Origin of the sequence: Pseudomonas iridis (assembly GCF_017980685.1) — a bacterium.
Taxonomy (GTDB): Bacteria; Pseudomonadota; Gammaproteobacteria; order Pseudomonadales; family Pseudomonadaceae; genus Aquipseudomonas; species Aquipseudomonas iridis.
In genome coordinates this window covers 72,144-95,903 of the sequence record NZ_JACXXO010000017.1, presented here as the reverse complement: position 1 = coordinate 95,903, position 23,760 = coordinate 72,144, and the positions used below count along the sequence as shown (strand labels likewise).

Here is a 23,760-nt window from a genome sequence, read left to right as displayed (position 1 = left end):
AATCGGGGAATCGCAGACGAGCAAAAACAAAGATCGCAGCCTCTGCAACCCCATGTAGGAGCTGCCGAAGGCTGCGATCTTTTCAGGGTGACCCACATTCATGGGTCACCGCACAGAATCAGGCCTGACGCTGGTGCTTATCGATCTGCTCGTGACGCTCTTGAGCTTCGATGCAGTACTTGGTGGTCGGGCTGATCAGCAGGCGCTTCAGGCCAATGGCCTCGCCGCTGTCGTCGCACCAGCCAAAACTGTCTTCCTTGATGCGCTCAAGGGCTTGTTCCAGTTGCGGCAGCATGCGCTGGTCGCGATCGATCGCGTTGACCAGCCAGGTGCGCTCTTCTTCAACCGAAGCCGCGTCCGCCGGATCAGCCGGGGTATCCAGGCTCTCGATGGCGATACGGTTTTGCTCAATGCGCTCGTGGGTTTCGACTTTCATGTTCTGCAACAGCTCTGCGAAGAAAGCGTGTTGCTCAGCATTCATGTAGTCATCTGCCGGCATGGCCAGCAACTTGTCCTTTGTCATTGATATCTCTATAAAAAAACGTGCATTAAGGCGAAATAGGGAGCGTTCCGGCGAACCGTGTCCGGTCGACGAAAAGGCATCGTTTATTGCAAATGCCACCCGGCACTCAATTTACGAGGGGCGGCAGTCTAAGGCCCGTTTCAGGCATCAGCAACTCTAAATACTGGGAATTTGTCCGACAAGGCCCGGAAATGGCTCTGACACAGGCTTCATTGCGGTTATCGGAGTGCGTTTATAGCAAGAAATTCAGTCGAGCGGCTGTATATAGAAGACAAACGGCTAACCAAGCGCCATTTGATCGCGATTTTTTCGCCTGCAAGTGCATCGTTTCAGCCAAGCAGACCCGGTAAACCACCACTAACATCAGCCACACCTCGCCACAGCGTTATCGATCAGCCAGAAGGATGACTTATGCCCCGCCCCGATCTGCCGGCCACCGACGAGCCTACCCTCGCCAGCCCCCCGATCACTGCCGAGCGTCTGCTGCAACTGATCACCGAAGAATACGAAACCCTGCCGCGCCAGCTTAAACGCATTGCCAGCTACATGAGCCAGCAGAGTGACCGGATCATGGTCGACCGCATCAGCGACATCGCCCGCGAATGCGAAGTCCATCCGTCCGCCATCGTGCGCTTCTCCCAGCGTTTCGGCTTCAGCGGCTTCAGCGAAATGCAGGCCTTGTTTCGCACCGCCTACACCCACAAAGCCTCGCCAGTGCAGAACTACCAGCAACGCATCCGCCACATGATCGCCAACCAGTCGCAGAAAGCCAGCGACGGCGACCTCGCCCGCGAGTGCATCGACGCCACGCTTTGCGGCATCGAACGTCTGGGCCGCGAACTCGACGACACCGCTTTTGAAAAAGCCGTCGACCTGATCGTCAACGCCGACAACATCTATGTCGTCGGCGTGCGCCGCTCCTTCGCCGTCGCCGACTATCTCGTTTACAACTTGCAACACACTCAGAAACGCATCCACCTCGTCTCCGGCCTCGGCGGCAGCTATCGCGAACAAATGCGCAGCATCCGCGAAGGCGACCTGGTCATCGCCATCAGCTTCACCCCCTACGCCAAGGAAACCCGACACTGCCTGCGCCACGCCCGCGAACAACAGGCAAGCACCCTGATCCTCACCGACAGCCTCCTCTCGCCACTGGCCAAACGCGCCAACAGCGTGTTGTTGGTCAATGAAGGAAGTGCGCTGGCTTTTCGTTCGTTGAGTGCGACATTGTGTTTGTGCCAGGCATTGTTTGTGGCCGTGGCCTATCGACTGGAATTGAATGTCGATGAGATCCACGAACAAGCCGGATTCGACGACTGACAATTCCTTCAACCTCGGCTAGGTTATGCCTACCCCACCGGTTTGGCTTGAAGGAACGCGTCATGAAACTGATCGGCATGCTGGACTCCCCTTACGTGCGCCGCGTGGCGATCTCCGCCAAACGCTTAGGGATCGACCTCGAACACGAGTCAGTCTCGGTGTTCCGCCACTTCGAGCAATTCCAGCAGATCAACCCGGTGGTCAAGGCGCCCACCCTGATCCTCGACGACGGCGTCGTCCTCATGGACTCGACCCTCATCCTCGACTACCTCGAAACCGCCTCCGGCAAAAGCCTGCTGCCGAAAGACTTGAACCAGCGCGCCCAAGCCCTGCGCCTGATCGGCCTCAGCCTCGCCGCCTGCGAAAAAGCCGTGCAGCTCTACTACGAACGCAACCTGCGCCCGGCCGACATCCAGTACCAACCGTGGATCGAACGCGTCGAAGGCCAACTCGCCGCCGCCTTCACAGCCCTCGAACACGAACTCGAAAAAACCGGCCTGCCCACCGACGGCACCCTCACCCAGGCCGGCATCAGTCTCGCCGTCGCCTGGAGCTTCACCGACCTCGTTGTCCCCGACCAGATTGATGTCGCGCGCTACCCGCGTATCGCCCAATACACTGCCTACGCTGAAACGCTTGAAGCGTTCGTCAGCACGCCGATGTCCTGATCATGAGCGCACCTGAAACCGCTGCACCGGCACTGAAAGAGATCTTTAACACTGAGCGTTTGCAACACATCGCCACAGAAATGAGCGCCGTGTACCCGGCGTTCAACGCCAAGGCTTTTTTGAAACACGCCAATGACGGACTCGCCGACCTGTCCGTCATGCAACGCATGGCCCGCGTCAGCGAAAGCCTGCACGCTGTGCTGCCGCTGGACTACGAAGATTCCCTCGATGTGCTGCGCGAACTCGCACCACGACTTAACAGTGGATTCGTCAGCATGTGCCTGCCGCACTACGTCGCCATCTACGGCGCGCACGCCTTCGATACCTCCATGGAAGCCCTGAAGTACTTCACCACTTTCGGCTCCTCCGAATTCGCCATCCGCCACTTCCTGCGCAGCGACCTGGAACGCTCCCTGGAACGGATGCACGACTGGACCCAAGACGAGAACCACCACGTCCGCCGACTCGCCAGCGAAGGCAGCCGCCCTCGCCTGCCGTGGTCGTTTCGCCTGGAAGCGGTGCAGGCGGATCCGCAATTGGCCGCCGGGATACTGGATAGGTTGAAGGCGGATGAGAGCCTGTACGTGCGCAAGTCCGTGGCGAATCACTTGAATGACGTGACGAAAGTGCATCCGGAATGGGTGCTCGACACGATCGAAGGCTGGTCACTGGAAAACAAACACACGGCGTGGATTGCGAAGCATGCGTTGCGCAGCTTGATCAAACAGGGGGATTTGCGTGCGTTGACGGTGATTGGCGCTGGGGGGAAGCCTGAGGTTGAGTTGCTGGAGGTGAAGGTTGAACCGGCGGTGGTGAGACTGGGGGAAGCGATTACGTTGTCGTTTGTGGTGAAGTCGACGGTGGCTGACGAGCAGAGGTTGGTGATTGATTATGCGATTGACTATGTGAAGGCGAATGGCGGGGTTTCGGGGAAGGTTTTCAAGTTGAAGACGGTGGTGTTGCCGGGGTTTGGGAGTGTGGTGGTGGGACGGAGGCAGGTGATTAAGGATTTTACGACGCGGAAGCATTTTGTTGGGGGGCATGGGGTGAGAGTGATGGTTAATGGGGAAGTGTTGGCAGGTACCGCGTTTAACATCATTGGGGGATGACGCCACAAAGAGATTTAGTGGGTTTGGGGAAGGTTGAATAGGTGCGAAATCGAGGGTGGGCCAGTTTTAGCCCATATTGGGCAGCTATTCACGAAGGACTGCTATCGGCCAGTAGCAGACACTCAGAAAGCGTCCTGAACGATCAGGTTCTCATGTTATGAAATCATCCAGCTGTCGTACCATCGGTACATCAACAAAAAGGAGGTTGATATGGGAAATGGTCAGGGCAAACGAGTCGTTGTCATTGGTGCAGGCATCGTTGGCGCGTCATTGGTGTATCACTTGGCAGATAAAGGCGCGAATGTCACTTTGGTAGAAGCTGAAGATATAGCTTCGGGAGTGACTGGCAGCTCATTCGCTTGGCTCAATGCCTCACACCTTGAACCCGACCCAATCGCGCAACTGCGCTGTTCGGCCATCAAGGAGTACCGCCGACTCGAAACGCAGCTGCCAGGTCTGGAGATAAGATGGACAGGCGCCTTGTCTTACAGCGTGATGGCGATTGAAGCGCTGCCAACCTCAGGTCACCAAGCTTCGGCAAACCTGATGTCTCGATCGCAGATTCTCGACTTGGAACCAAATCTCAAGAACCCTCCCCAGTCTGCTCTGTATGCGGCTGAAGAAGGAGCGCTGGACGCAGTGGCAGCTACGCATGCGTTGATCGCAGGTGCCCAGGCATATGGGGCGAAGATTCTCACTCAGACGCGAGTGCTCGGTTTTGTAACCCAGAGTGCAACGGTGACTGGAGTCGAAACAACAATAGGCATCCTCGATGCCGATATTGTCGTACTGGCAGCCGGGACAGCAATCACGAAGCTGGCAGACATGCTTGGAGTGTCCCTGCCAATAGCGGCATCTCCTGCCATTTTCATCCGTTACAAGTCACAACCCAACCTCGTGCATACCCTCATCTCCAGCCCTGAAATGGAAGTGAGGCAAAGTTCGGATGGTACGTTGCTGGCAGCAGAGGATTACCTGGACGACGCCGTGGAAAATCAGCCGGCAGCAATAGCGCTTCGAACTGCCAAGACGATCCAGAACGAACTCCATGGTGTTGTTTCCATAGATACGGAACGGGCTTGTGTCGGACTCAGACCCATGCCTGCCGATGGCATCCCCATCATCGGTTATCTACCCAAAGTGGGTGGCGTCTACGTTTGCGCAATGCATCCTGGAATTACTTTGGCGGCGGCAGTGGGACGTCTGGCCAGCGAGGAGATCATCGATGACAAGATGTCCAGTGCCCTTTGCCCATGCCGGCCCGATCGATTTTTGCAAGCGGAGGGAATCCTCTTGTGAGGCAGCAATCGGCCAAAAGCGGACTTTTTAGATAATTTGCTCAGGTATCACTGCCCTTCAGAAGCGGTGAATTTTAATCTGGATTCCCTCATCTGCATCCGGAGCACGAAAGTAGCTCGTGATCAAATCGAACTCAGCGTCGCTTGCTGCAAACTCATGCTCTGCGCGGCCATTGCGCTGATGTAGCCGCCCCCGACAGATCTCATCATCCACTTCGATGTAGTGGAAACAGTGGGGAATTTCGGCTGCGTCAGCCAGACCGCATAACCATTGCCGATCCTCTGGAGTGTTGGCCGGGAAATCCAAAATCACAGTCACGCCTGCCTTCAGCACATCGGTGACAAGCGGGCCCACCAGCGCCCGAATCTGACGTGCAAGCCGCACGTAATCGGCCACAGAATGGATCTGGTCAGGATAAAGCCTTGAGAGCCAATTATCCTCACTCATCAAAATAGCCGACCGTTCAGATGCCAAGGACTTGGCCAGCGTCGATTTGCCGGATGCAATCTTGCCTGACATTAAATGAAGCATTGGTTGAGTCATGGGGGACGTCTCCTTGTCGAGTACTGATGATGCTCATTGAAAAGCGTCGAAGCAACCGCAGATCGTCCACTGTCAGCTTTGGGGCGGAAGCGGTCGTCATGAACGTCCGGTATTGGCCGATTACAGCCATTCGTAACAGGCCACAATCGGCCAAGCACTCATGACGTCGTCCGGTAAACATCAAAACCCAGCGTGCTCTCGATAGTGAGCGGACAGAGCTAAACGCCCCCTAACCTCATATCAGTGCTCACCCGCGTTTACATTCGAGGCTTTCACCCAAGCCACGGATCATCTCCATCAATGCCTTCACCCGCAGTGGCAAATTTCCGGCTGGATACACCGCGTGCATCTGTGGGCTCTCGCCGCTGCTGGAGGTGAGTTTGTACTCAGGACAAACCCGGCACAGGCGCCCCGCTTCCACTTCGGGCTCGGCCATCCAATCCGCCAAGCGGGCGATTCCGACGCCTGCCAGGGCTGCCTGGAATACCGCCAGACCGGAGCTGAAACGAAATTTGGGGTGAACCCGAAAGCTGATGGCCTGCTCCTCACTGCGAAAATTCCACTCCTTGAGAATCCGTGGCGCCGTATGCAGGATCAGCGAATGCGACTCCAGCGCCTCGATGGAGTCGGGCATGCCGTTGCGCTCCAGGTAATCGGGGCTGGCATACAGATAACGTGAGTAACTCCAGAGCGCAAAGCCGATCAATTCGCTGGATTGTGGAAACGCGCCGCGAATCGAGAAGTCCAGCTTGCTCTTGGCCGGATCGATGATCTCATCGGTGAAAATCACATCGATGTTTACGTCTGGATAACGCTCGCAGTATTGCGCGATCAACCGGGGCAATACCCCGTTTCCGAGAACCTCGGGGGCGGAAAAACGGATCCAGCCGGAGGCCAGGCCGCTGAGACCGGCCAGGTCTTCATCCACCTCACGTTGCAGATCGAGCATTTTGTACGCGTGGGGCAATAAGTATTCACCCGCTTCGGTCAAGCTCACGGCATTGGACGAGCGATTGAACAACTTGAGCCCCACACTTTCCTCCAGGGCTTGAACGGCGCGGGTCAGTGCGCTGGGAGAGCGCCCCAGAGTCCGTGCTGCGGCGACGAAGCTGCGCTTGCGAGCCACCGTCGCGAAGGCTTCAAGTTCCCCCAACATATTCAATGCCACTCTCCACCTCATTGCATTTTTCACAACGCGGCATTGCAACACAAAAAAGTCCCTTCCGTTAACCTTCCCGCTCAACCCACAAGGATTGGGCAAACAGGAGCGCACGGACGTGTCGAAGCTGGATAAAGAAATCGGGAAAGCCGCAGCTTGTGTTGATGAAGTCATTCATGAATGGCTGGAAAAACAATCAGTGACTTCTATCCGACGGGAGATACCGCAAATTCATCTGTCGCTCGAAGAACAACGCACACTTCAGGCCGGTCTGGCATCGCTGGACGTGACCGATAGCACCTCGGGTATCCGCCACATGCCGGTCCTGGGGCAGTTGCTGGAAAGTGTCCTGTGCACCGAGAAAATCCAGCAGCTACGCAATTTCCCACAGTCCCCTGAAGTGGCAATGATCGTCAGGGGGCTGCCGTTGGACCCGCACCTGCCCGCCACGCCCTATGACCTGGAGCCGGGCATCGAGAACTTGTCGACGCTGGCCGGGGCTATTTTATCTGTGCTGCAAACGCTGCAAACCCGTCCGCTGGCGTACGAGGGTGAAAGCAGCGACACCGTGTTCCGTCACGTATCGCCCAAGCACAAGCGAGAGACCGAAAAGAGCTCCTATGGCTCGCGCGCGGATCTGGACATGCATGTCGACAACCCTCACCTGCCTTTGACCTGCGAACCGGTCTCGCAGTTGTCGGCCTGTCCGGAGTACCTGTCCCTGACCGGCCTGCGCTGCGAGCTCGACGTGCCGACGCGCATCGTCGCCATTGACGAGGTGCTGGCCATTCTGCCGACCTGGGTCGAAGAAGAATTGTCACGACCGAAATTCACCGTTCGCCGACCGGCCTCCTTCGGCAAACAGGGGAATGTGCTGGAAAACGTACCCTTGCTGTACAGAAGCGCAACCGATGGCCTGTATTGCCGCTACAACAAAGCGAGTGTCGAAACGACCTGCGCCAATGCGCAGTTCGCCCTCCAACTGTTCGCCGCCGCGGCCAATCATGCCGATGTCGTGCACCACATACTGCTGCAACCAGGCGACATGCTGATCTTCAAGAACCAGCAAACCCTGCATGCCCGGGATGGTTTTACACCCCGCTACGACGGCCGTGATCGCTGGATGTTGCGCGTGTTCGGGGTCAATGATCCGGCACGCGTGATGCCGCTGGACCCTCATCAACCCTATATAGTCAGAGCCTGATTCATGGTCGATATTGTCATCCTTTGCGTGTTCGCCTTCGCCGCCGGCCTGATCGATGCGGCGGTGGGCGGCGGCGGACTGATCCAGATTCCCGCGCTGTTCAACGTGCTGCCCACCGCTCAACCAGCGGCGCTGCTGGGTACCAATAAGGTCGCGGCCGCCTGCGGCACCGCATTCGCGGCCCGGTCCTTCGTGCGCAAGGTGGTGATCGACTGGGGTCTTGTGATCCCCGCCGCCTGTGCGGCTTTTGTCATGGCCTTCTTCGGAGCCGCCACGGTGTCGTTCGTACCCCAGTCGATGATCCGGCCGGCGGTGCTGGTGTTGATCGTACTGATGGCGATCTACACCTTCTGGAAAAAAGACTTCGGCGCCCTGCACAAACCCATGCACATCGGTACCAAGGAAAAACTGCTGGCGATCCTCATCGGCGGCGCCATCGGTTTCTACGACGGTCTGTTCGGTCCCGGCACTGGCAGCTTCCTGATCTTCCTGTTCATCCGCTGCTTCGCCTTCGACTTTCTCCATGCCTCGGCATCGGCCAAGCTAGTGAATATCGCGACCAACGTAGCGGCACTGATGTTCTTCATTCCGACGGGTAACGTGCTCTACCTGATCGCAATCCCCATGGCGGCATTCAACATCCTGGGCGCGCTCACCGGCACCTGGCTGGCGGTTCATAAAGGCGTGCCCTTTGTCCGGGCTCTGTTCCTGGTGTTGCTGGTGATTCTGATCAGCAAACTGTCCTACGACCTGATCCTGTAAACCAGAGGAAAACTACATGCACCCCATGTTCGATCGCCTCGTGGCACTACTCGATGCCCGCTCAGCCTCCTACCGAGTGTTGATGCACGATGCCGAGGGCCAGTCGTCGCGCGTCGCCGAAATCCGCGGCACCGAGCCCGGCCAAGGCGCGAAGGCCATGCTTTGCTCCCTCAAGGGTCAGGCCGAGCCCTATGCACTGGTGATACTGCCGGGCGACCAGAAGCTGGACATGAAGAAAGTCGGAGCGGCCCTGGGCGGGAAAAAAGCCGAGCTGGTGAAGGCCGAAACCGCCATGGAGCTGACCGGGTGCCGGATCGGCGCCATCCCTCCTTTTGTCTTCGATGAGCGGATTCAATTGATCGTCGATCCGGCCTTGACCACACGCTACGCTGAAATAGCCTTCAACGCGGGGCGGCTGGATGCGTCGATGGTGCTCGACACGAAGGATTATCTGGCGATTGCCATGCCTCGATTGCTGGATATCAGCCAGACTTGAGCAGATGTTTTCAGGGACGGATTTATTTTCATATTTATTAAAAAACGGATCTTGAAAATAGATCAGTCTGCTGGGTGGCAGCCATCGCCATTAGCCAACATCAGAATATCTGGCCCACTCACGCAGAAGATGAGGCCGAAAAATGTGAGCATCGTTGCCGATAAGGAAATCGCCATGTCACCGAACAAGGCCTGTCCCGTCATCCTCTCCAGTTTTCCTGCCACCCATATCCTTCTGTTCCGCCATCCAACAGCAGGTGTACAACTGGTAAAAGGGACAATTGAGCCAGGTGAAACTCCAGCTCAGACCGCGCTGCGTGAATTGAGCGAAGAATCCGGCATAGGGGCTGCCTCGCTGGTCAGCGATATCGGCTGCTGGGATGCAGAGCATCTCGACCAGATATGGTCATTCCAACTGTGTTTCACGCAGGAATATTTGCCGCAGCAATGGAACCATCTTACGCTCGATGACCATGGCCATAGCTTCAGCTTTTTTTGGGCTCCATTCGATAATTTACCTTTTGCCGACTGCCATCCGGTCTTCCGTCGAGCATTACGGTTCCTGACTGCCAAGTTGACCGCGAAAGGGTATGTGTTGGCTCACGAGCATTCGCAAAGCAACGCCCTCCTCAATACAATCTCGGCAGATCGACCAATCCAAAGGTGAACCGTGGAATTCAAACGGGACAGATTCAACGGCATCATTGTCGACGCTGCTTCGCTGCCGGACGACCCGCAAGCATTGTGTGGCGCCGTCGACGCGTTAGTCGCCCTCATCGAGCACGAGCGCCTGGCTCTGGCCTGGGTCACACTGCCGATCAGCAATGCTCAAGGCATCCCGGTCTTCACCGCTGCCGGTTTTTCCTTCCATAGCTGTCTGACCGATCAACTGACCCTCGTGCGCCGCCCATTCGAGCAGGCATTCGTCCCATTCATACCCACCCATACCATAGGGGCGGGCGCCATCGTCATTAACGACGCTGGGGAACTCCTCGTCATAAGGGAGCGAGGTACCACCGGGTTCAAGCTACCGGGGGGTCATGTAGACGCCGCCGAGCGAATTCAGGATTCGATCGAGCGCGAGGTGCTGGAGGAGACTGGGATCGAATCGAAGTGCGAATCCATCGTGGCATTTACCACCAAACACCCCTACCAATTTGGCAAATCGAACATTCACTTTATCTGCCGAATGACGGCCTTGACGCAGCGTATCAACATACTGGACACCGCCGAGATCGAAGAAGCTAAATGGGTAGCGCTGCAAGCCTACCTGGCAGACTCTGGCAACAGCCTGTCCAACCGGCAGCTGGTCAGCGACGTAGCGTTCAGCCAAGGGCTCGTGTGCACCGAGTATTCCGCCAACATCGGGCTCCACAAAAAACAAGAGATTTTCACGGCGGCTTGCTGATTAATCGAAATAGCCGCCTCCACCTTCATGTAATAGGGCTCGGTAAACGCCAACTCCCAAGACTCGGATTTGGGATCGGTTTTGCCTGATAGTGGATCTGAGGATTGGCATCCGGCCAAGAACAATGTGCATGGCAGCGTGATGCTTAGCTTCATTGGTCCACCGATTACCAACTTCCGTACGGGATGCCGTATTTCTCGATATAGCGCTTGGACTGTTCACTAACCGGGTATGCGTAACGCCCTTGGTTCTTGCCCTGACCAGGGCCTAACGGTTCGATCTCAGCTTGGGCCTTTGCCACTTTGATTGGACGATGGCATGAATCCCGAACAAAAACCTGCACGACGCCACCGGGTGCCAGGCCCAAGTAAATAGACGAGCTATAGCTAGCCTGTTCCTCTGGAGTCTCAGGGCATCGCTGATTAACGGAAGCCGTCATCAGTTGTCTCGCTTCTTCGGGCACATCCACCCAAACCTGATAGGTCTGCGGCTCTACAATGGATTGCCAGCGCACGTAAATGCGCTTAGGCAAATCTGCGCCAATCACAGCTTTTGCTGCAGCTCCTACAGCGTGCCAACCTCGCGCGGATTCTTTACCGTTTTCTGGTTCCCCGCCGGCAGCCGTACCTCCTCCTGTACGCTTGAACAGTTTGCCGTTTATGTCTTCGACGGCGCTGTCCTCAACCCACATCTTCATGTAATAGGGCTCAGTAAACGCCAACTCCCACGACTCAGATTTGGGATCGGTTTTGCCTGATCGCGGATCTGCGGATTGGCAACCTGCCAGAAACAATATGCATAGCAGCCCGAGGGGTAGCTTCATTGGGTTGCCACTCACCAACTGCCGTAAGGGATGCCGAACTTCTCGATATAGCGCTTAGCCTTTTCACTCACTGGATAGGCATAACGTCCACCGTGCTTCCCCTGCTCCGGCCCGAGTGGTTCGATCTCGCCTTGGGCGTGGGCAACTTTTATTGGGCGGTGGCACGAGTCTCTGACCCAAGCTTGAAGCACACCGCCCGGGGCTAGACCCACTAACAGCGTTGCCATGTATCGGGCGGTTCTTTCTGGAGTCTCCGGGCAGCGCTGGTGTGTTGACTTCACCATCAGTTGCCTCGCATCTTCTGGAATCTCGATAAAGCCTTGATAGGTTTTTTGCTCTGATATGGACTGCCAACGGACGAAGATCATTCTTGGTAGATCAGCGCCGGTAACTGGAACACCAGAACCGCCAACGGCTCCCCAACCTCGGGCAGACTCTGTCCCGTCATCTGGTTCGCCTCCGGAGGCAGATTTTCCGCCAACGTTGAAAAACATCATGTTCTTGATGTCCAGGACTGAGCTGTCTTCCACCCAGATTTTCATGTAACTAGGCTCAACGAACCCTAGTTGCCACCAAGGTGATTTAGGGTCATTTGCACCGGTTTCTGGGCCTCCGATTTGGCAGCCCGACACCAGCAAACCACCCAGCAGAGCAATCACTGCTTTCATCACTAAAGCGTCCATTCAGGTACGTGTCACGACTACCAACTTCCGTATGGAATGCCGAATTTCTCAATATAGCGTTTGGACTTTTCACTAACCGGATACGCGTATCGCCCTTGATTTTTGCCTTGGCTTGGTCCCAATGGCTCGATCTCGGCTTGAGCGCGTGCGACTTTGACCGGGTGATTACATGAGTCTCGAACCCAAACCTGCACGACACCACCGGGGGCCAGTCCCAGATACACCGAGGCCATATACCTTGCTTCCTGTTCAGGCGTCTGCGGGCAACGTTGATTAACGGATGACACCATCAGTTGCCTGGCCTGCTCTGGAATATCTACCCATGCCTGCCAAGTTTTTCGTTCAACGATTGATTGCCAGCGAACCCAGATACGAGCAGGTAAATCTGCACCTATTACTTTCCTTCCGCTACCACCTACTCCACCCGTCCACCCCCGGGCAGAGTCGGTGCCGTCTTCAGGCTCTCCCCCTGCTGCGGTTCCGCCGCCAGTTTTGAGAAAAATCTTGCCAGTAATGTCTTGAACAGAACTATTTTCTACCCAGACTTTCATGTAGTCCGGCTCAATAAAGGCCAACTCCCACCATCCAGATTTCGGATCGTTTTTTGCTGAAAGTGGATCAGCAGACTGGCAACTTGTGATGAATAGCGCGCATAGCAAGACGAGAAGTAATTTCATTACCAGAGCTTCCAATCAGCTACGTGAGGGTGTTGGACGCGAATCGAATCCGCCGTTGGAGCATTGATGTAAACGGCGCGAACACCGCTGCCATCTCTACGGCCAAGAGGATGATTCCAGTTTGCGGACATGTGAATGTACTTCAGTTTCAGCATCTGGTCTTCTTGTAATGACGTGACGTAGTTACCTGCAAGAAATCGATCACACAACTCCTGAAGCTCTGACGGAACTGCCAATTCAGGCGTATCTGGAATGTCATTGAACCGAACACCCTTCTCTTTTGCCAATTGGTGCATCACTCGTAGATATACCCTGGAGAGCATGCCACTCACAGGACGTTTGAGCTGCACTGCGGCGTAGACTCGTTTTTTACGTGGGCCGAGCCGATCTTGGTGATCTGTTGGCAGGAAAAGCGCATCGGGGGTGACGATCTCCAACATTTCATCTGGCCAACCTTTGGCGACCCACTGACTTTTCACAACTACAGCATCACGGTAGATCGACGTGGTGGAAATATCGGTGAACTGCGAGACCTCAAGCGTCTGCATTGGGCTGATGAGCACGCACTCTTGAACCTCGTCCTGGTAACCACCGCCAATGTCAGAATGAACGCCCGGAAGAGTGATTTCCAAGTGATCGGCCTTAACTCGACTCAAAGCAAAGTTGGCCCGGTATTCGTCGCGAGCAGAGAGTTGAATGACATCTGTGAAAAAACGACGATCAAGATACAACTTGATGCCCGTAGCGATGGGGCTTTTGATATCGCCCACATTTGACCAACCAGCAATCGACGGGACAGTGTCGAACAGGCCAATAAAGCCCATGTTGATGCTGCCATGGTATTGGTCAATGAACGTTCGGCTGAAGGCTGTGGTGTGACTTCGCAAAACATCCCCCAGCGGACCTTGCTTTCCTCGTACGACTTCATTGGCAAAGTGTCGAGCTGCAGCGGCACCTCGGCTAAAACCAAATGTGTCAAACGTCAGAGAGGTGATTTCACTATTGGGATGGTTGTCCAACACATCCTTGATACGCAGTTTGATTTCTGTAAACGAATGCTGAACTCGCCCGGCAACGCCGGTTTCTCCTCGGCCGGTGCCTGCACCAAGCGTACTGTCCTGCTTGCCTGATTCCGTACCGATTCCCTCGACATAGATCATGCGGAAGGCTTGCTTCTGCGAACTGCCTCCTTCGCTTTTTTGAGGTGCAAAGTACAGCTCACTTAGCTTGTATACGTTACTGGTGTCGTTGGCGTAGCTACTATCAGGGTCCCCCATATAAGGCTGACAGCTCGCAGGAATATCCTTCGGCGCAATCGGATGCTGCGCACCACACAGCAACCCAGCTGCCGTGTTGTTCGCATTATTTCCAGTGCCATCAAAGAACACACCAATCCGCAGCGCAATGCCGATTTTCTCAGGCTCGGGTGCGGGTTCTTTCCCGTGTTTTTCGTATTCAGCCCAACGCTGGGCGTGGATATCGACGGGTTTGGCTTCTTCGTAGCGATAATTTTTCGGGGGGTTGGGGACGTAGCCGCTCAATCCTTGATTCCTTGCTCTGATCCTTGAGAACGGCCCGAAGGGTGACAGCCGAGGCCTGGGGGCGCAAGGCGTGGCCGTGTGCCAGCGCGGTTGAGACAGTGTGATGTGACGAGGGTTTCCCCTCGTCTTGGCGGAGGGCTATTTCGTGATTACGACGTTGTCCAGCGCTTGGTTTACGGCCAGTTCGCCGAGCATTACGACCTGCGCGATTCCTAGCGCAGTTTTGCGGTGGGAGATGTCCAGCATGGCGGCGAAGTTGTTGAGCATTTCGCTGGCCGAGCCGAGGGTTTCGCTGGCGTTGGCTAGCAGGGATTCGGTGTCGTACTTCGGGTTGGCGAAGTACATGCGGTCAGGTTCGTTGGTGCTGGCCATGATTTGGTCGGCAGGCTTGAGGTAGTGGTCGAGGGCGCGTTCGGCGGCTTCGTGAAATTTCCTGGAATCGGGGGATTCGTAGGGGGATGTGGGGTCGGTTTCTGGCGGATTGGGTGTTGGTTTGAACATGGTGAAACTCCTGATTTTTCAATAGGAGCTACCAACATCACTTGCAGATGATGGGTGGCAGCTATGCGCGGGTCTGCAAGACCGGGAAACCAGGCACCCGGCAGACCCGAGGGTCTCCCGCACAAAGCCGCCATTGAGTGGACACAAGTGAGTGTCCCTTGGCAGGGCTATGCGACTGGTTTCGGCGGGCTTGCAGACCCGATCACTGATGAGCAGTGACGGGAATCAAGTTACGGGGGGAGTTCCAGGCGCACAAGCCGGCGGATTCTGGCGTAGTCGTAGGCGATGGCGCAAGACGTTGTAGGGCTTGGGTCGTTACTGGAGGCTTCGTTTAAACAGCATCGGGATTGTCTGTTTATTTTGGTCTGGGATTCAGATGGTGGCTGGGCTGGCGCCATCGCTGGCAAGCCAGCTCCCACAGGGGTTTCGGCTAGTTTGGGATTTTCGGTGATTGGGCTGGCGTCTTCGCGAGCAGGCTCGCTCCCACAGGATTGTGGCTGGTCTGGGATTCAGGTGGTGGCTGGGCTGGCGCCATCGCTGGCAAGCCAGCTCCCACAGGGGTTTCGGCTGGTTTTGGATTTTTGGTGATTGGGCTGGCGTCTTCGCGAGCAGGCTCGCTCCCACAGGTTTTGTGGCTGGTCTGGATTCAGGTGGTGGCTGGGCCGGCGCCATCGCTGGCAAGCCAGCTCCCAAAGGGGTTTCGGCTGGTTTTGGATTTTTGGTGATTGGGCTGGCGTCTTCGCGAGCAGGCTCGCTCCCACAGGTTTTGGGGCTGGTCTGGATTCAGGTGGTGGCTGGGCCGGCGCCATCGCTGGCAAGCCAGCTCCCACAGGGGGTTCGGCTGGTTTTGGATTTTTGGTAGTTCATCACTGCCCTGCCCTCACTTTTTGCCGCTGGCCAGATGATACGCAACCAACGCATTGGCATGCCCGTGGCCCATGCCGTGTTCTTCCTTGAGCCACGCCACCAGTTCCATGTGTTTTTTGTCGGTGACGCTGGCGAGCAGGTTCAGCCAGTGGTCGATGGGTTGGCCGTACTTTTTCTCGATGGAGGGGAAGTACGACGCCGGGCCTTTTACTTTGTTGTCTTCGTTCATGCTAAACGCTCCGTGGGTCGCGACGGAGGGTCGGCGGACGCTCCTTGTCGGCAAGGCCTAAGCGTGGACGCGAAGTGCGGATCCGGCAACTGCCTTGCGCTACCCGACAGCGCAAAACCCGTGGCATGAGGTTGCTCGCGATGGCGGTGTGTCAGCCACTGATAATGTCGGCTGCTACGGCCCCATCGCGGGCAAGCCCGCTCCCACAGGGATTGGGGTGGAAGGTGATCAGCGTGAACCTGTGCGCCCCGGCAGCATGCGCACCAGCGTGTTATCGCGCACCCAGTAATGGTGAAACAACCCCGCCAACGCATGAAGGCCGATCAGCCAGTAGCCGGTGCTGCCGATCAGTTCATGCCAGTACTTCAGGCGTTTGGCAAAGTCCGGGTCGATGGCGACCGGGGCCGGTACGTGGAAGCCGAAGTACGGGAACGGTTTGTCGCCGGCGGCGAGCATCAGCCAGGCGAGGATCGGGGTGGCGATCATCAGGCCGTAGAGGGCCAGGTGCGTGAGGTGCGCGAGGCCGGTTTGCCACGCAGGGGGTTTGGGGGTGATCGGTGGGCGCGGGGTCAGGCGACCGAGCAGGCGGATCCATACCAGGGCGAAGATGCTGGCGCCGAACAGGCCGTGAAAGCCCATCAGCAGGCCGCGCGCTTCGCTGCCCTTGGGCATGTAGCCCTTGATTTCGACGCACGCGTAGACGCCGACGAACAGCGCCAGCATCAGCCAGTGCATCATGATTGAAAGTTTTCCATAACGGTTTACGGCGTTGTCGCGGGTCATAAATAGCGCCTCGTGATTGTCGTGAGTGACGGTCGATGCGCTCGACGGTCACGTTCCTTGGGCCGGGCGAACCGACGGTGTGAGCCTGCCCGGCCAGTCTTAAGACAGTCTGAAGATCGGCTCACAGGTTAACCTTTTTTCACCTTCAGACTTCGTTAAGAAATGGCTTGGATACTCCTCTCAAACCTATTGAGGGAGGCGTTCTGCCCATGCCCGATTTCGACTGGAACATCCCCCTGCCCCTGCACTTCGGCCAAGCCGAAACGCCGCAGATGACGCTGACCAATGCCTTGCCGGATGACGGGCAACGGTCGGCATTCGAGACGTTTATTCAGCAGCGCTTTCGCAAAGCCCACGGCGCTGACATCCGCCATTTCATGCCCGAGCTGTTCGGCATGCACAACGCCGTGGGTGAGCTGTGCGCGGTGGCCGGTGTCCGTCGCGCCCATGTGGAGCCGCTGTTTCTCGAGCGCTACCTGGATGAACCGATCGAGCCGGTGATCAGCGCGGCGGCGGATCGCCCGGTGACGCGCAACGGCATCGTCGAAGTCGGCAACCTTGCCGCCAGCGACACCGGCAGTGCGCGTCTGAGCATCATCGCCATCACCTATTTACTGGCCATGGGCGGTCTGGAGTGGGTGACGTTCACCGGCAACATCGGCTTGGTCAACAGCTTCCATCGTCTCGGCCTGAATCCAGTGACATTGTGCGCCGCAGACCCGGAGCGACTGGGTGACGAGCGTCAATATTGGGGCAGTTATTACGAGAGCAAACCCTGGGTTCACGTCGGCAATATCCGCGCCGGGTTTATCCATTTGCGCAATATCGGACTGTTCAACCGGCTGGGATTGCCGACTTCGATTGAAGGAGCTTTCCATGTCGCTTGAACTGCAACGCTTTCAGGAAACCCTGCGCAGCCATGCCGGGCGCAATGACAACGCGGTCGCGCTGTGGGGCGATACGCTGAAAATCGATTACACGACCCTGTACGCCGAGGTGCTGTATCGCCAGGAGCGTTTGCGCGATGAACACGTGCAAGTGGTCGCACTGGTGCTGGATAACGGCGTCGACGCGATGCTTTGGGATTTGGCGGTGCTGTTCGAAGGCCTGACCTGTGTGACGCTGCCGCCGTTTTTCAGCCCGGCACAACGCGCCCATTGTCTGGAGCTGAGTCAAGCTGAACGGGTGATTGCCGAGCCAGAACTGGAGGCCGAGTTGCTCGGCGCCGGTTATGTGAAGAACGGCGAGTTCTGGTGCCGCACATTCAGTGGACCGAGCCGCATGCCCGCCGGCACCGCCAAACTGACCTTCACTTCCGGTACCACCGGCACGCCCAAAGGGGTATGCCTGAGCGCCGACAGCTTACTGCGGGTTGCACGCGAGCTGGATCAGGCGAGCGAGCCGACCGGTCCGGCGCATCATCTGGCGCTGTTACCACTGGCGATCCTGCTGGAAAACCTCGGGTGTTATGCGGCGCTGTATGCCGGTGCGATGTTGAGTCTGCCGAGCCAGAAAACCCTCGGCATCCAGGGCGCCAGCGGCGTCGATGTGCCACGCCTGCTGGGCTATCTGGCCAGCCGTGCGCCGGAGAGCCTGATTCTGGTGCCGCAACTGTTGCTGATGCTGGTCAGCGCCGCCGAGCAAAAAGCCTTCGATCCACAAAAACTGCGTTTTGCCGCCGTCGGCGGCGCGCGGGTTTCCGAGGATCTGCTGCACCGTGCGCAACGTGTCGGCCTGCCGGTTTATGAAGGTTATGGCTTGTCCGAATGTGCGTCGGTGGTGTGCCTCAACCGTCCCGGTGCCCGGCGCCCAGGCAGCGTCGGCAAACCCCTGCCGCATGTCGAAGTGCGGCTGGCCGAGGACGGCGAAGTGTTGATCAAGGGTTCGCCGCTGCTGGGTTACCTGGGGGATGCGCCGTACGCCGAAGAATGGTGGCCGAGCGGCGATCTGGGTGAGTTCGACCCGGAAGGTTTCCTCTTTCTCAAGGGGCGTAAGAAGCATCAGTTCGTTACCAGTTTCGGGCGCAACGTCAACCCGGAATGGGTCGAGTCGGAGCTGACCCAGCGCCGCCATATCGCCCAGGCCTTCGTCTACGGCGAAGCGATGCCGCACAACCACGCCCTGCTCTGGCCGCATCGCGCCGATTGCAGCGACGCTGATCTGGCTGCGGCCGTCGCCGAAGCCAACGAAGCCTTGCCCGATTACGCCCAGGTACATCGCTGGACACGTCTAGCGCAACCCTTTACCGCCGCCAATGGCCTGCTCACCGCCAATGGCCGCCCGCGCCGCGAAGCCATCGTCGCGCATTACCACACCCAATTAACCGAATCCGTTATCTGCGAGGCATCCGCATCATGAGTTTTTTCGACACCCTGCAAGAAGCCACACAACGGGAACGCCACGAGCTGTTCAACCTGCCGATCATCGTTGATGCGCTGCAAGGCAAGGTCAGCCTTGAGAGCTATCGGGAATTTCTCGCCCAGGCCTATTACCACGTGCGCCACACGGTGCCGTTAATGATGGCTTGCGGCGCGCGTTTGCCGACACGCCTTGAGTGGCTGCGCAAAGCCGTGTGCGAGTACATCGAAGAAGAATACGGCCACGAACAGTGGGTGCTCAACGATATTGCCGCATGTGGCGGTGACCGAGATGCGGTGCGCGATGGTCAGCCGTCGCTGTCGATCGAGTTGATGGTCAGCTTTCTGTACGACCTTATCGCCCGGGGCAATCCGGTGGGGCTGTTCGGCATGGTCAATGTGCTTGAAGGCACCAGCATTGCCCTGGCCACCCACACGGCGGGCAGCATTCGCGAGCGGCTGGCGTTGCCGGAAACGGCGTTCAGCTACCTCAGTTCCCACGGTTCGCTGGACATCGAGCACATGCAGACCTATCGCCGCTTGATGAACCAGCTCGAGGACCCGCAAGACCAGGCCGCCGTGATCCACGCCTCGAAAGTCGTGTATCGCCTGTACACCGATATGTTCCGTGGATTGCCGCGTGAAGTGCAGGCTCAACATGCAGCTGCATGAAGCGCGTGTTGTCCTGACCGGTGCCAGTGGCGGTATCGGCATGGCCATCGCCAGTGCCTTGTGCGCCGCCGGTGCGCGGGTGCTGGCCGTGGCCCGGCATCAGGAAGCCCTGCTGCCGTTGCTTGAGCGGTATCCGCAAAATCTGTACTGGGTCGGCGCCGACCTGACCTTCCTCAGCGACCGGCGCAAAGTGCTGGCCGCCGCCGAGGGCATCGGCGGCATCAACCTGTTGATCAATGCGGCCGGGATCAACCACTTCGCCATGCTCGAACAGCTGGACGACAGCGACATCAACGCCATGCTGGCGGTGAATGTCAGTGCGCCGATCTGCCTGACGAAACTGCTGTTACCGCTGCTCAAGCAGGCGGACAGCGCCATGGTGGTCAATGTTGGCTCCACCTATGGCTCGATCGGCTATGCCGGTTACGCCAGTTACTGCGCGAGCAAGTTTGCCTTGCGCGGTTTCTCCGAAGCGCTGCGCCGGGAGCTGGCTGACACGCGGGTCAGCGTTCTTTACGTCGCGCCGCGCGCCACCCGCACGTCGATGAACAGCTCGGCCGCGCAAGCCTTGAACGATGCACTCAAGGCCAACGTCGATGACCCGCAAACCGTGGCGTCGGCGGTGATCCACGCCATCGCCGGCGATCGCCGCGATGTGTATCTGGGCTGGCCGGAGCGGTTCTTCGTCCGCCTGAACAATTTATTGCCGCATCTGGTGGATCGTGGCCTGCGCAAGCAGTTGCCGCTGATCCGACGCTTCAGCGAAAAAACCGACAACGAGATCCTCAAACCATGAAAAAAGTCTTCGCTTGCCTGCTGCTCGCTGCCCTCAGCCAATCCGTCTGGGCACTGGACGCCACCGATCAACAGCGCCTCGCCGGGATCCAGCAGAGCTGGGCGCACATCCAATATGAAGTCGCGGAAAAACAGCGCGCCGCCGCCTTCGAACAGCTCTCAACCGAGGCGACTGCCTTTACCACGCAACGCCCCGCCGCGGCCGAAGCGTGGATCTGGAAGGGCATCGTCACCAGCAGTTGGGCCGGTGCCGAGGGTGGGCTCGGCGCCTTGGGCAAAGCCAAGGACGCCAAGGCTGACCTGGAAAAATCCCTGACCCTCGATCCCAAAGCCTTGAATGGCTCGGCCTACACCAGCCTCGCCGCGCTGTACGACCGAGTGCCGGGCTGGCCGATCGGTTTTGGTGACAGCGACAAGGCCGAGCAATTGCTCAAGCAGGCGTTGCAACTGAACCCGAACGGCATCGACAGCCTGTACTTCTGGGGTGATCACCTCTACCGTGAAAAACGCTACGCTGAAGCCAAGGTAGCGCTGCAAAAAGCCCTGCAAGCCGCACCGCGCCCAGGCCGGGAAATCGCCGACGCCGGGCGCCGCAAAGAGATCGCCGCCCTGCTGGTGGACGTCAACAAGAAACTCGACTGACAGGAGTGCGCGTGCGTTTATTACTGATTGAGGATGACGTCGCGCTCGGTGAAGGCATTCATCAGGCGCTGGGGCGTGAGGGTTACACCGTCGACTGGCTCAAGGACGGCAGCAGCGCGTTGCATGCACTGCTCAGTGAAACCTTCGACCTGGCAGTACTCGATCTCGGTCTGCCGCGCATGGACGGCATCGAAGTGCTGCGCCGTTTGCGCGACAGCGGTTCGAATCTGCCGGTGCTGATTCTTACGGCCCGCGATGCCACCGAAGACCGCATCGCCGGGCTGGATGCCGGGGCCGACGATTATCTGGTCAAGCCGTTCGATCTGGCTGAACTCAAGGCGCGTTTGCGCGCTCTGTTGCGGCGCAGTGCCGGGCGCGGTCAGGCGCTGATCGAGCACGCCGGCATCAGCCTCAACCCCGGCACCCAGCAGGTCAGTTATCAGGGCCAACCTGTGGCGCTGACCCCAAGGAATATCAGTTGCTGCACGAATTGCTCTCACCGCCGGGTCGGGTAATGACCCGCGACCAACTGATCCAGTTGCTCTACGGCTGGAACGAGGAAGCCGAAAGCAACACTCTGGAAGTGCACATCCATCACCTGCGCGAGAAGTTCTCCACCGACCTGATCCGCACCATCCGTGGCGTGGGTTATCTGGTGGAGGAGCGTCGATGACTTCAATCCGGCGCCGCACGCTGACGCTGATCATCGGCCTGCTGCTGGCCGGCCTGGCAGTGCTCAGCACGTTCAATGTGCATGACAGCAACCACGAAATCGCTGAAGTCTACGATGCTCAACTGGCGCAGAACGCGCGTCTGTTGCAAGGCGTGATGCGCATGCCGATGGCGAGTACCGAACACGCGCAGTTGTATCAAGCGTTCAATCAGGCCCTGGGCGAAGCCAAGCCACGGGTCGATGGCCATCCTTACGAAAGCAAGATCGCCTTTCAGGTATGGAACCCCAAAAATGAAGTGCTGGTACACACCGCCAGCGCGCCCTCCTTTACCGCACCACCGACCCGACCGGGCTTCAGCGACGTAGTGGATTTGAAAGGCCGGCAATGGCGGGCGTTCATGCTGGAAGACAAACAGAACGGCCTGCGCATCTGGGTTGGCGAGCGCGATGATGTGCGCGCCGATCTGGTCGACCGCATCGTGCGGCACACCCTGTGGCCGAACATGCTCGGCAGCCTGATTCTGGCGGCGATGATCTGGCTCGCCATCGGCTGGGGCCTCAAGCCACTGGCGAACATGGCCGCCACCCTGCGCGCCCGCCACAGTGGTTCGCTGGAGCCATTGCAACTCACGCCGCTACCCAGCGAGCTGGAGCCGATGCAAGCAGCCCTTAACCGCATGCTCGCGCAGATCCAGGAAGTGCTCGGCCGCGAACGCCGCTTCATCGCTGATGCCGCCCACGAAATGCGCACCCCGCTGGCGGTGCTGCGCGTGCATGCACAAAACCTGCTGGAGGCCGGCACCGAGCAGGAACGCCGCGAATCCCTGGAATTTCTGATCTCCGGCGTCGACCGTACCAGCCGTCTGGTCAACCAGTTGCTGACCATGGCACGCCTCGAACCGAAATCCGACCCGCCGCCGCTGCAACGCATCGACCTGAGCGAAACCGTGCGTAACAGCCTGGTGCAACTGACACCGTGGCTGCTGAGCAAACAGCTGGAACTGACCTTCGAGGACAGCGCCGAACCGTTCCACGTCATGGCCAGCGCTACTGCCATCGATATCGCCCTGAACAACCTGATCACCAACGCCGCCAACTTCTCCCCCGAGCACGGCATCATCACCGTGACCCTGACCCGAGCCGACGGCTTCTGTCATTTGAGCGTCGACGATCAGGGGCCGGGAATCGATGAAGCGGATCGAGAGCGATTGTTCGAACGTTTCTACAGCCGTGGCAATCCTCAGGGGGCGGGATTGGGGCTGACCATCGTCAACACCATTGCAACGCGTTTGGGTGGACGGATTACATTGGTCAATCGAGCTGAGGGTGGCCTGCGCGCGACGTTGTCGGTGCCGCATGAACAATGATTGGCCAGGCCCGGCACGCTTATCCTGAGCGTCAGGTGTGCAAGATCGCAGTGGCTGACGAGATCACCAGCAGCACGGCCAGAATCCGGTTCAACCAGCGCAACTGCGCCGGATTACTCAGCCATCGCGCAGCGCCCCGCCCCAACAACGCCCACACCGCAAGGCACGGCAGTGACACCAGAAAGAACACCAGACACAGCGCATTCAGCCCTTGCCCTTGAGCGGTGAACACACTGATCACGGCAATCGCCATGAACCACGACTTGGGGTTCACCCACTGCAACAACGCCGCGCCAATCAGGCCCATCTCGACTTTCTCTCCAGCGGCCGAAGGGTCGATGGCCGTGACCGGCGCACTGAATATCTGCCACGCCAGCCACAGCATCCAGCACAACCCGAGGCCGCTGATGATCGGGCGCACACCGGGCAGCATCAGCGTGCTGGCGCCGGCGCCCGCCACCCAAACCAGTGAGGCTGCGCCCAAACCGGCGCCGAGGATAATCGGCAGACACGGCCGCCAGCCGCGTCGGGCACTGGTGCTGAGGACGATCAGGTTGGTCGGGCCCGGGGTGATGGAGGCGACGAAGGCGAAGAGGATGAACGCAAGCATGGCACGGCCCTTTAGGAAGTCAGGGCGTACTGTGGCGGTTGGGGTAAGCG

At 58.2% G+C, this 23,760-nt stretch carries 26 protein-coding genes and 1 pseudogene; 16 read left to right on the top strand and 11 right to left on the bottom strand.

From position 1 onward, the window contains the following. Nucleotides 1-118: 118 nt before the first annotated feature. Nucleotides 119-523, bottom strand: a complete 405-nt coding sequence (locus tag IEQ42_RS22620; protein ID WP_047301757.1) for a TraR/DksA family transcriptional regulator — start codon at nt 521-523, stop codon at nt 119-121. A 411-nt stretch (nt 524-934) separates the two neighbouring features. Here IEQ42_RS22620 and IEQ42_RS22615 point away from each other — a divergent pair, with 411 nt between their 5' ends. The 4 genes from IEQ42_RS22615 to IEQ42_RS22600 all read left to right on the top strand — a co-directional run bounded on the left by IEQ42_RS22615 (nt 935) and on the right by IEQ42_RS22600 (nt 4,919). Beyond that, entirely contained in the window at nt 935-1,843 is a 909-nt protein-coding gene (locus IEQ42_RS22615; RefSeq protein WP_210705321.1) for a MurR/RpiR family transcriptional regulator, read from the top strand. Between the two features lie 62 nt (nt 1,844-1,905). Further along, nucleotides 1,906-2,511, top strand: a complete 606-nt coding sequence (locus IEQ42_RS22610; RefSeq protein WP_210705319.1) for a glutathione S-transferase — start codon at nt 1,906-1,908, stop codon at nt 2,509-2,511. Between the two features lie 2 nt (nt 2,512-2,513). Beyond that, nucleotides 2,514-3,620 (top strand): DNA alkylation repair protein, encoded by a 1,107-nt coding sequence (locus IEQ42_RS22605; protein WP_210705318.1) that lies wholly within the window; start codon nt 2,514-2,516, stop codon nt 3,618-3,620. Nucleotides 3,621-3,830: 210 nt separating this feature from the next. Then, nucleotides 3,831-4,919, top strand: coding sequence for an NAD(P)/FAD-dependent oxidoreductase (locus tag IEQ42_RS22600; protein ID WP_210705317.1), 1,089 nt, complete (start codon nt 3,831-3,833; stop codon nt 4,917-4,919). A 57-nt stretch (nt 4,920-4,976) separates the two neighbouring features. On the opposite strand, the gene IEQ42_RS22595 is transcribed toward IEQ42_RS22600, so the two are convergent. Next, nucleotides 4,977-5,462, bottom strand: a complete 486-nt coding sequence (locus IEQ42_RS22595; RefSeq protein WP_210705316.1) for a P-loop nucleotide/nucleoside kinase family protein — start codon at nt 5,460-5,462, stop codon at nt 4,977-4,979. 247 nt (nt 5,463-5,709) lie between these two features. After that, a complete protein-coding gene (locus IEQ42_RS22590) occupies nt 5,710-6,630 on the bottom strand; it encodes a LysR family transcriptional regulator (protein ID WP_210705315.1) in 921 nt (306 codons plus the stop codon). Between the two features lie 109 nt (nt 6,631-6,739). On the opposite strand from IEQ42_RS22590, the gene IEQ42_RS22585 reads away from it, so the two are divergent. From IEQ42_RS22585 to IEQ42_RS22565, 5 genes are all read left to right on the top strand, one after another. Beyond that, nucleotides 6,740-7,825 (top strand): TauD/TfdA family dioxygenase, encoded by a 1,086-nt coding sequence (locus IEQ42_RS22585; protein WP_210705314.1) that lies wholly within the window; start codon nt 6,740-6,742, stop codon nt 7,823-7,825. 3 nt (nt 7,826-7,828) lie between these two features. Then, nucleotides 7,829-8,587: a sulfite exporter TauE/SafE family protein gene (locus tag IEQ42_RS22580; protein WP_210705313.1), complete on the top strand. Its 759-nt coding sequence runs from the start codon at nt 7,829-7,831 to the stop codon at nt 8,585-8,587. 16 nt (nt 8,588-8,603) lie between these two features. After that, entirely contained in the window at nt 8,604-9,083 is a 480-nt protein-coding gene (locus tag IEQ42_RS22575; protein WP_210705312.1) for a YbaK/prolyl-tRNA synthetase associated domain-containing protein, read from the top strand. A gap of 174 nt (nt 9,084-9,257) precedes the next feature. Beyond that, complete coding sequence (locus IEQ42_RS22570; RefSeq protein WP_210705349.1) at nt 9,258-9,749, top strand: NUDIX hydrolase; 492 nt, start codon at nt 9,258-9,260, stop codon at nt 9,747-9,749. Nucleotides 9,750-9,752: 3 nt separating this feature from the next. Continuing rightward, nucleotides 9,753-10,490 carry an NUDIX hydrolase gene (locus IEQ42_RS22565; protein WP_210705310.1) on the top strand — a complete coding sequence of 246 codons (738 nt, stop codon included), beginning with the start codon at nt 9,753-9,755 and terminating at the stop codon, nt 10,488-10,490. A gap of 166 nt (nt 10,491-10,656) precedes the next feature. Here the strand turns inward: IEQ42_RS22565 and IEQ42_RS22560 are convergent, their stop codons facing one another. The 7 genes from IEQ42_RS22560 to IEQ42_RS22530 all read right to left on the bottom strand — a co-directional run bounded on the left by IEQ42_RS22560 (nt 10,657) and on the right by IEQ42_RS22530 (nt 16,594). Further along, complete coding sequence (locus IEQ42_RS22560; RefSeq protein WP_210705307.1) at nt 10,657-11,313, bottom strand: DUF2931 family protein; 657 nt, start codon at nt 11,311-11,313, stop codon at nt 10,657-10,659. Between the two features lie 11 nt (nt 11,314-11,324). Continuing rightward, complete coding sequence (locus IEQ42_RS22555; RefSeq protein ID WP_210705305.1) at nt 11,325-11,981, bottom strand: DUF2931 family protein; 657 nt, start codon at nt 11,979-11,981, stop codon at nt 11,325-11,327. Between the two features lie 32 nt (nt 11,982-12,013). Beyond that, nucleotides 12,014-12,673, bottom strand: coding sequence for a DUF2931 family protein (locus IEQ42_RS22550; protein WP_210705303.1), 660 nt, complete (start codon nt 12,671-12,673; stop codon nt 12,014-12,016). Continuing rightward, nucleotides 12,673-14,214, bottom strand: coding sequence for a DUF2235 domain-containing protein (locus tag IEQ42_RS22545; RefSeq protein ID WP_210705302.1), 1,542 nt, complete (start codon nt 14,212-14,214; stop codon nt 12,673-12,675). The genes IEQ42_RS22550 and IEQ42_RS22545 overlap by 1 nt, the downstream gene beginning before the upstream one ends. Before the next feature lie 138 nt (nt 14,215-14,352). After that, nucleotides 14,353-14,715: a DUF6124 family protein gene (locus IEQ42_RS22540; RefSeq protein ID WP_042559596.1), complete on the bottom strand. Its 363-nt coding sequence runs from the start codon at nt 14,713-14,715 to the stop codon at nt 14,353-14,355. Between the two features lie 880 nt (nt 14,716-15,595). After that, entirely contained in the window at nt 15,596-15,811 is a 216-nt protein-coding gene (locus IEQ42_RS22535; RefSeq protein ID WP_210705301.1) for a DUF4287 domain-containing protein, read from the bottom strand. A 228-nt stretch (nt 15,812-16,039) separates the two neighbouring features. Then, a complete protein-coding gene (locus tag IEQ42_RS22530) occupies nt 16,040-16,594 on the bottom strand; it encodes a cytochrome b (protein ID WP_210705300.1) in 555 nt (184 codons plus the stop codon). A 209-nt stretch (nt 16,595-16,803) separates the two neighbouring features. Here IEQ42_RS22530 and IEQ42_RS22525 point away from each other — a divergent pair, with 209 nt between their 5' ends. From IEQ42_RS22525 to IEQ42_RS22495, 7 genes and pseudogenes are all read left to right on the top strand, one after another. Further along, nucleotides 16,804-17,481, top strand: coding sequence for a thermostable hemolysin (locus tag IEQ42_RS22525; RefSeq protein WP_210705299.1), 678 nt, complete (start codon nt 16,804-16,806; stop codon nt 17,479-17,481). Beyond that, nucleotides 17,471-18,952 carry an AMP-binding protein gene (locus IEQ42_RS22520; RefSeq protein ID WP_210705298.1) on the top strand — a complete coding sequence of 494 codons (1,482 nt, stop codon included), beginning with the start codon at nt 17,471-17,473 and terminating at the stop codon, nt 18,950-18,952. Before IEQ42_RS22525 ends, IEQ42_RS22520 begins: the two co-directional genes overlap by 11 nt. After that, entirely contained in the window at nt 18,949-19,623 is a 675-nt protein-coding gene (locus IEQ42_RS22515; RefSeq protein WP_210705297.1) for an iron-containing redox enzyme family protein, read from the top strand. The genes IEQ42_RS22520 and IEQ42_RS22515 overlap by 4 nt, the downstream gene beginning before the upstream one ends. After that, nucleotides 19,610-20,419 carry an SDR family oxidoreductase gene (locus IEQ42_RS22510; protein ID WP_210705296.1) on the top strand — a complete coding sequence of 270 codons (810 nt, stop codon included), beginning with the start codon at nt 19,610-19,612 and terminating at the stop codon, nt 20,417-20,419. The genes IEQ42_RS22515 and IEQ42_RS22510 overlap by 14 nt, the downstream gene beginning before the upstream one ends. Next, on the top strand, nt 20,416-21,060 hold the full coding sequence (locus IEQ42_RS22505; RefSeq protein ID WP_210705294.1) for a tetratricopeptide repeat protein: 645 nt from the start codon (nt 20,416-20,418) through the stop codon (nt 21,058-21,060). Before IEQ42_RS22510 ends, IEQ42_RS22505 begins: the two co-directional genes overlap by 4 nt. Before the next feature lie 11 nt (nt 21,061-21,071). Continuing rightward, nucleotides 21,072-21,733 (top strand): annotated as a pseudogene (locus tag IEQ42_RS22500) (response regulator). Beyond that, a complete protein-coding gene (locus IEQ42_RS22495; RefSeq protein ID WP_210705293.1) occupies nt 21,730-23,100 on the top strand; it encodes an ATP-binding protein in 1,371 nt (456 codons plus the stop codon). The pseudogene IEQ42_RS22500 and the gene IEQ42_RS22495 overlap by 4 nt, the downstream one beginning before the upstream one ends. 31 nt (nt 23,101-23,131) lie before the next feature. On the opposite strand, the gene IEQ42_RS22490 is transcribed toward IEQ42_RS22495, so the two are convergent. Further along, nucleotides 23,132-23,710: a LysE family translocator gene (locus IEQ42_RS22490; RefSeq protein WP_210705291.1), complete on the bottom strand. Its 579-nt coding sequence runs from the start codon at nt 23,708-23,710 to the stop codon at nt 23,132-23,134. Between the last annotated feature and the right edge of the window lie 50 nt (nt 23,711-23,760).

What these genes read in the sequence shown, in the direction of transcription:
- IEQ42_RS22525 (WP_210705299.1), top strand. Translation starts at nt 16,804, where the DNA reads ATGCCCGATTTCGACTGGAACATCCCCCTGCCCCTGCACTTCGGCCAA.
- IEQ42_RS22620 (WP_047301757.1), bottom strand. Translation starts at nt 523, where the DNA reads ATGACAAAGGACAAGTTGCTGGCCATGCCGGCAGATGACTACATGAAT.
- IEQ42_RS22490 (WP_210705291.1), bottom strand. Translation starts at nt 23,710, where the DNA reads ATGCTTGCGTTCATCCTCTTCGCCTTCGTCGCCTCCATCACCCCGGGC.
- IEQ42_RS22515 (WP_210705297.1), top strand. Translation starts at nt 18,949, where the DNA reads ATGAGTTTTTTCGACACCCTGCAAGAAGCCACACAACGGGAACGCCAC.
- IEQ42_RS22560 (WP_210705307.1), bottom strand. Translation starts at nt 11,313, where the DNA reads ATGAAGCTACCCCTCGGGCTGCTATGCATATTGTTTCTGGCAGGTTGC.
- IEQ42_RS22505 (WP_210705294.1), top strand. Translation starts at nt 20,416, where the DNA reads ATGAAAAAAGTCTTCGCTTGCCTGCTGCTCGCTGCCCTCAGCCAATCC.
- IEQ42_RS22550 (WP_210705303.1), bottom strand. Translation starts at nt 12,673, where the DNA reads ATGAAATTACTTCTCGTCTTGCTATGCGCGCTATTCATCACAAGTTGC.
- IEQ42_RS22615 (WP_210705321.1), top strand. Translation starts at nt 935, where the DNA reads ATGCCCCGCCCCGATCTGCCGGCCACCGACGAGCCTACCCTCGCCAGC.
- IEQ42_RS22580 (WP_210705313.1), top strand. Translation starts at nt 7,829, where the DNA reads ATGGTCGATATTGTCATCCTTTGCGTGTTCGCCTTCGCCGCCGGCCTG.
- IEQ42_RS22595 (WP_210705316.1), bottom strand. Translation starts at nt 5,462, where the DNA reads ATGACTCAACCAATGCTTCATTTAATGTCAGGCAAGATTGCATCCGGC.
- IEQ42_RS22495 (WP_210705293.1), top strand. Translation starts at nt 21,730, where the DNA reads ATGACTTCAATCCGGCGCCGCACGCTGACGCTGATCATCGGCCTGCTG.
- IEQ42_RS22570 (WP_210705349.1), top strand. Translation starts at nt 9,258, where the DNA reads ATGTCACCGAACAAGGCCTGTCCCGTCATCCTCTCCAGTTTTCCTGCC.
- IEQ42_RS22540 (WP_042559596.1), bottom strand. Translation starts at nt 14,715, where the DNA reads ATGTTCAAACCAACACCCAATCCGCCAGAAACCGACCCCACATCCCCC.
- IEQ42_RS22520 (WP_210705298.1), top strand. Translation starts at nt 17,471, where the DNA reads ATGTCGCTTGAACTGCAACGCTTTCAGGAAACCCTGCGCAGCCATGCC.
- IEQ42_RS22575 (WP_210705312.1), top strand. Translation starts at nt 8,604, where the DNA reads ATGCACCCCATGTTCGATCGCCTCGTGGCACTACTCGATGCCCGCTCA.
- IEQ42_RS22555 (WP_210705305.1), bottom strand. Translation starts at nt 11,981, where the DNA reads ATGAAAGCAGTGATTGCTCTGCTGGGTGGTTTGCTGGTGTCGGGCTGC.
- IEQ42_RS22600 (WP_210705317.1), top strand. Translation starts at nt 3,831, where the DNA reads ATGGGAAATGGTCAGGGCAAACGAGTCGTTGTCATTGGTGCAGGCATC.
- IEQ42_RS22610 (WP_210705319.1), top strand. Translation starts at nt 1,906, where the DNA reads ATGAAACTGATCGGCATGCTGGACTCCCCTTACGTGCGCCGCGTGGCG.
- IEQ42_RS22530 (WP_210705300.1), bottom strand. Translation starts at nt 16,594, where the DNA reads ATGACCCGCGACAACGCCGTAAACCGTTATGGAAAACTTTCAATCATG.
- IEQ42_RS22605 (WP_210705318.1), top strand. Translation starts at nt 2,514, where the DNA reads ATGAGCGCACCTGAAACCGCTGCACCGGCACTGAAAGAGATCTTTAAC.
- IEQ42_RS22510 (WP_210705296.1), top strand. Translation starts at nt 19,610, where the DNA reads ATGCAGCTGCATGAAGCGCGTGTTGTCCTGACCGGTGCCAGTGGCGGT.
- IEQ42_RS22535 (WP_210705301.1), bottom strand. Translation starts at nt 15,811, where the DNA reads ATGAACGAAGACAACAAAGTAAAAGGCCCGGCGTCGTACTTCCCCTCC.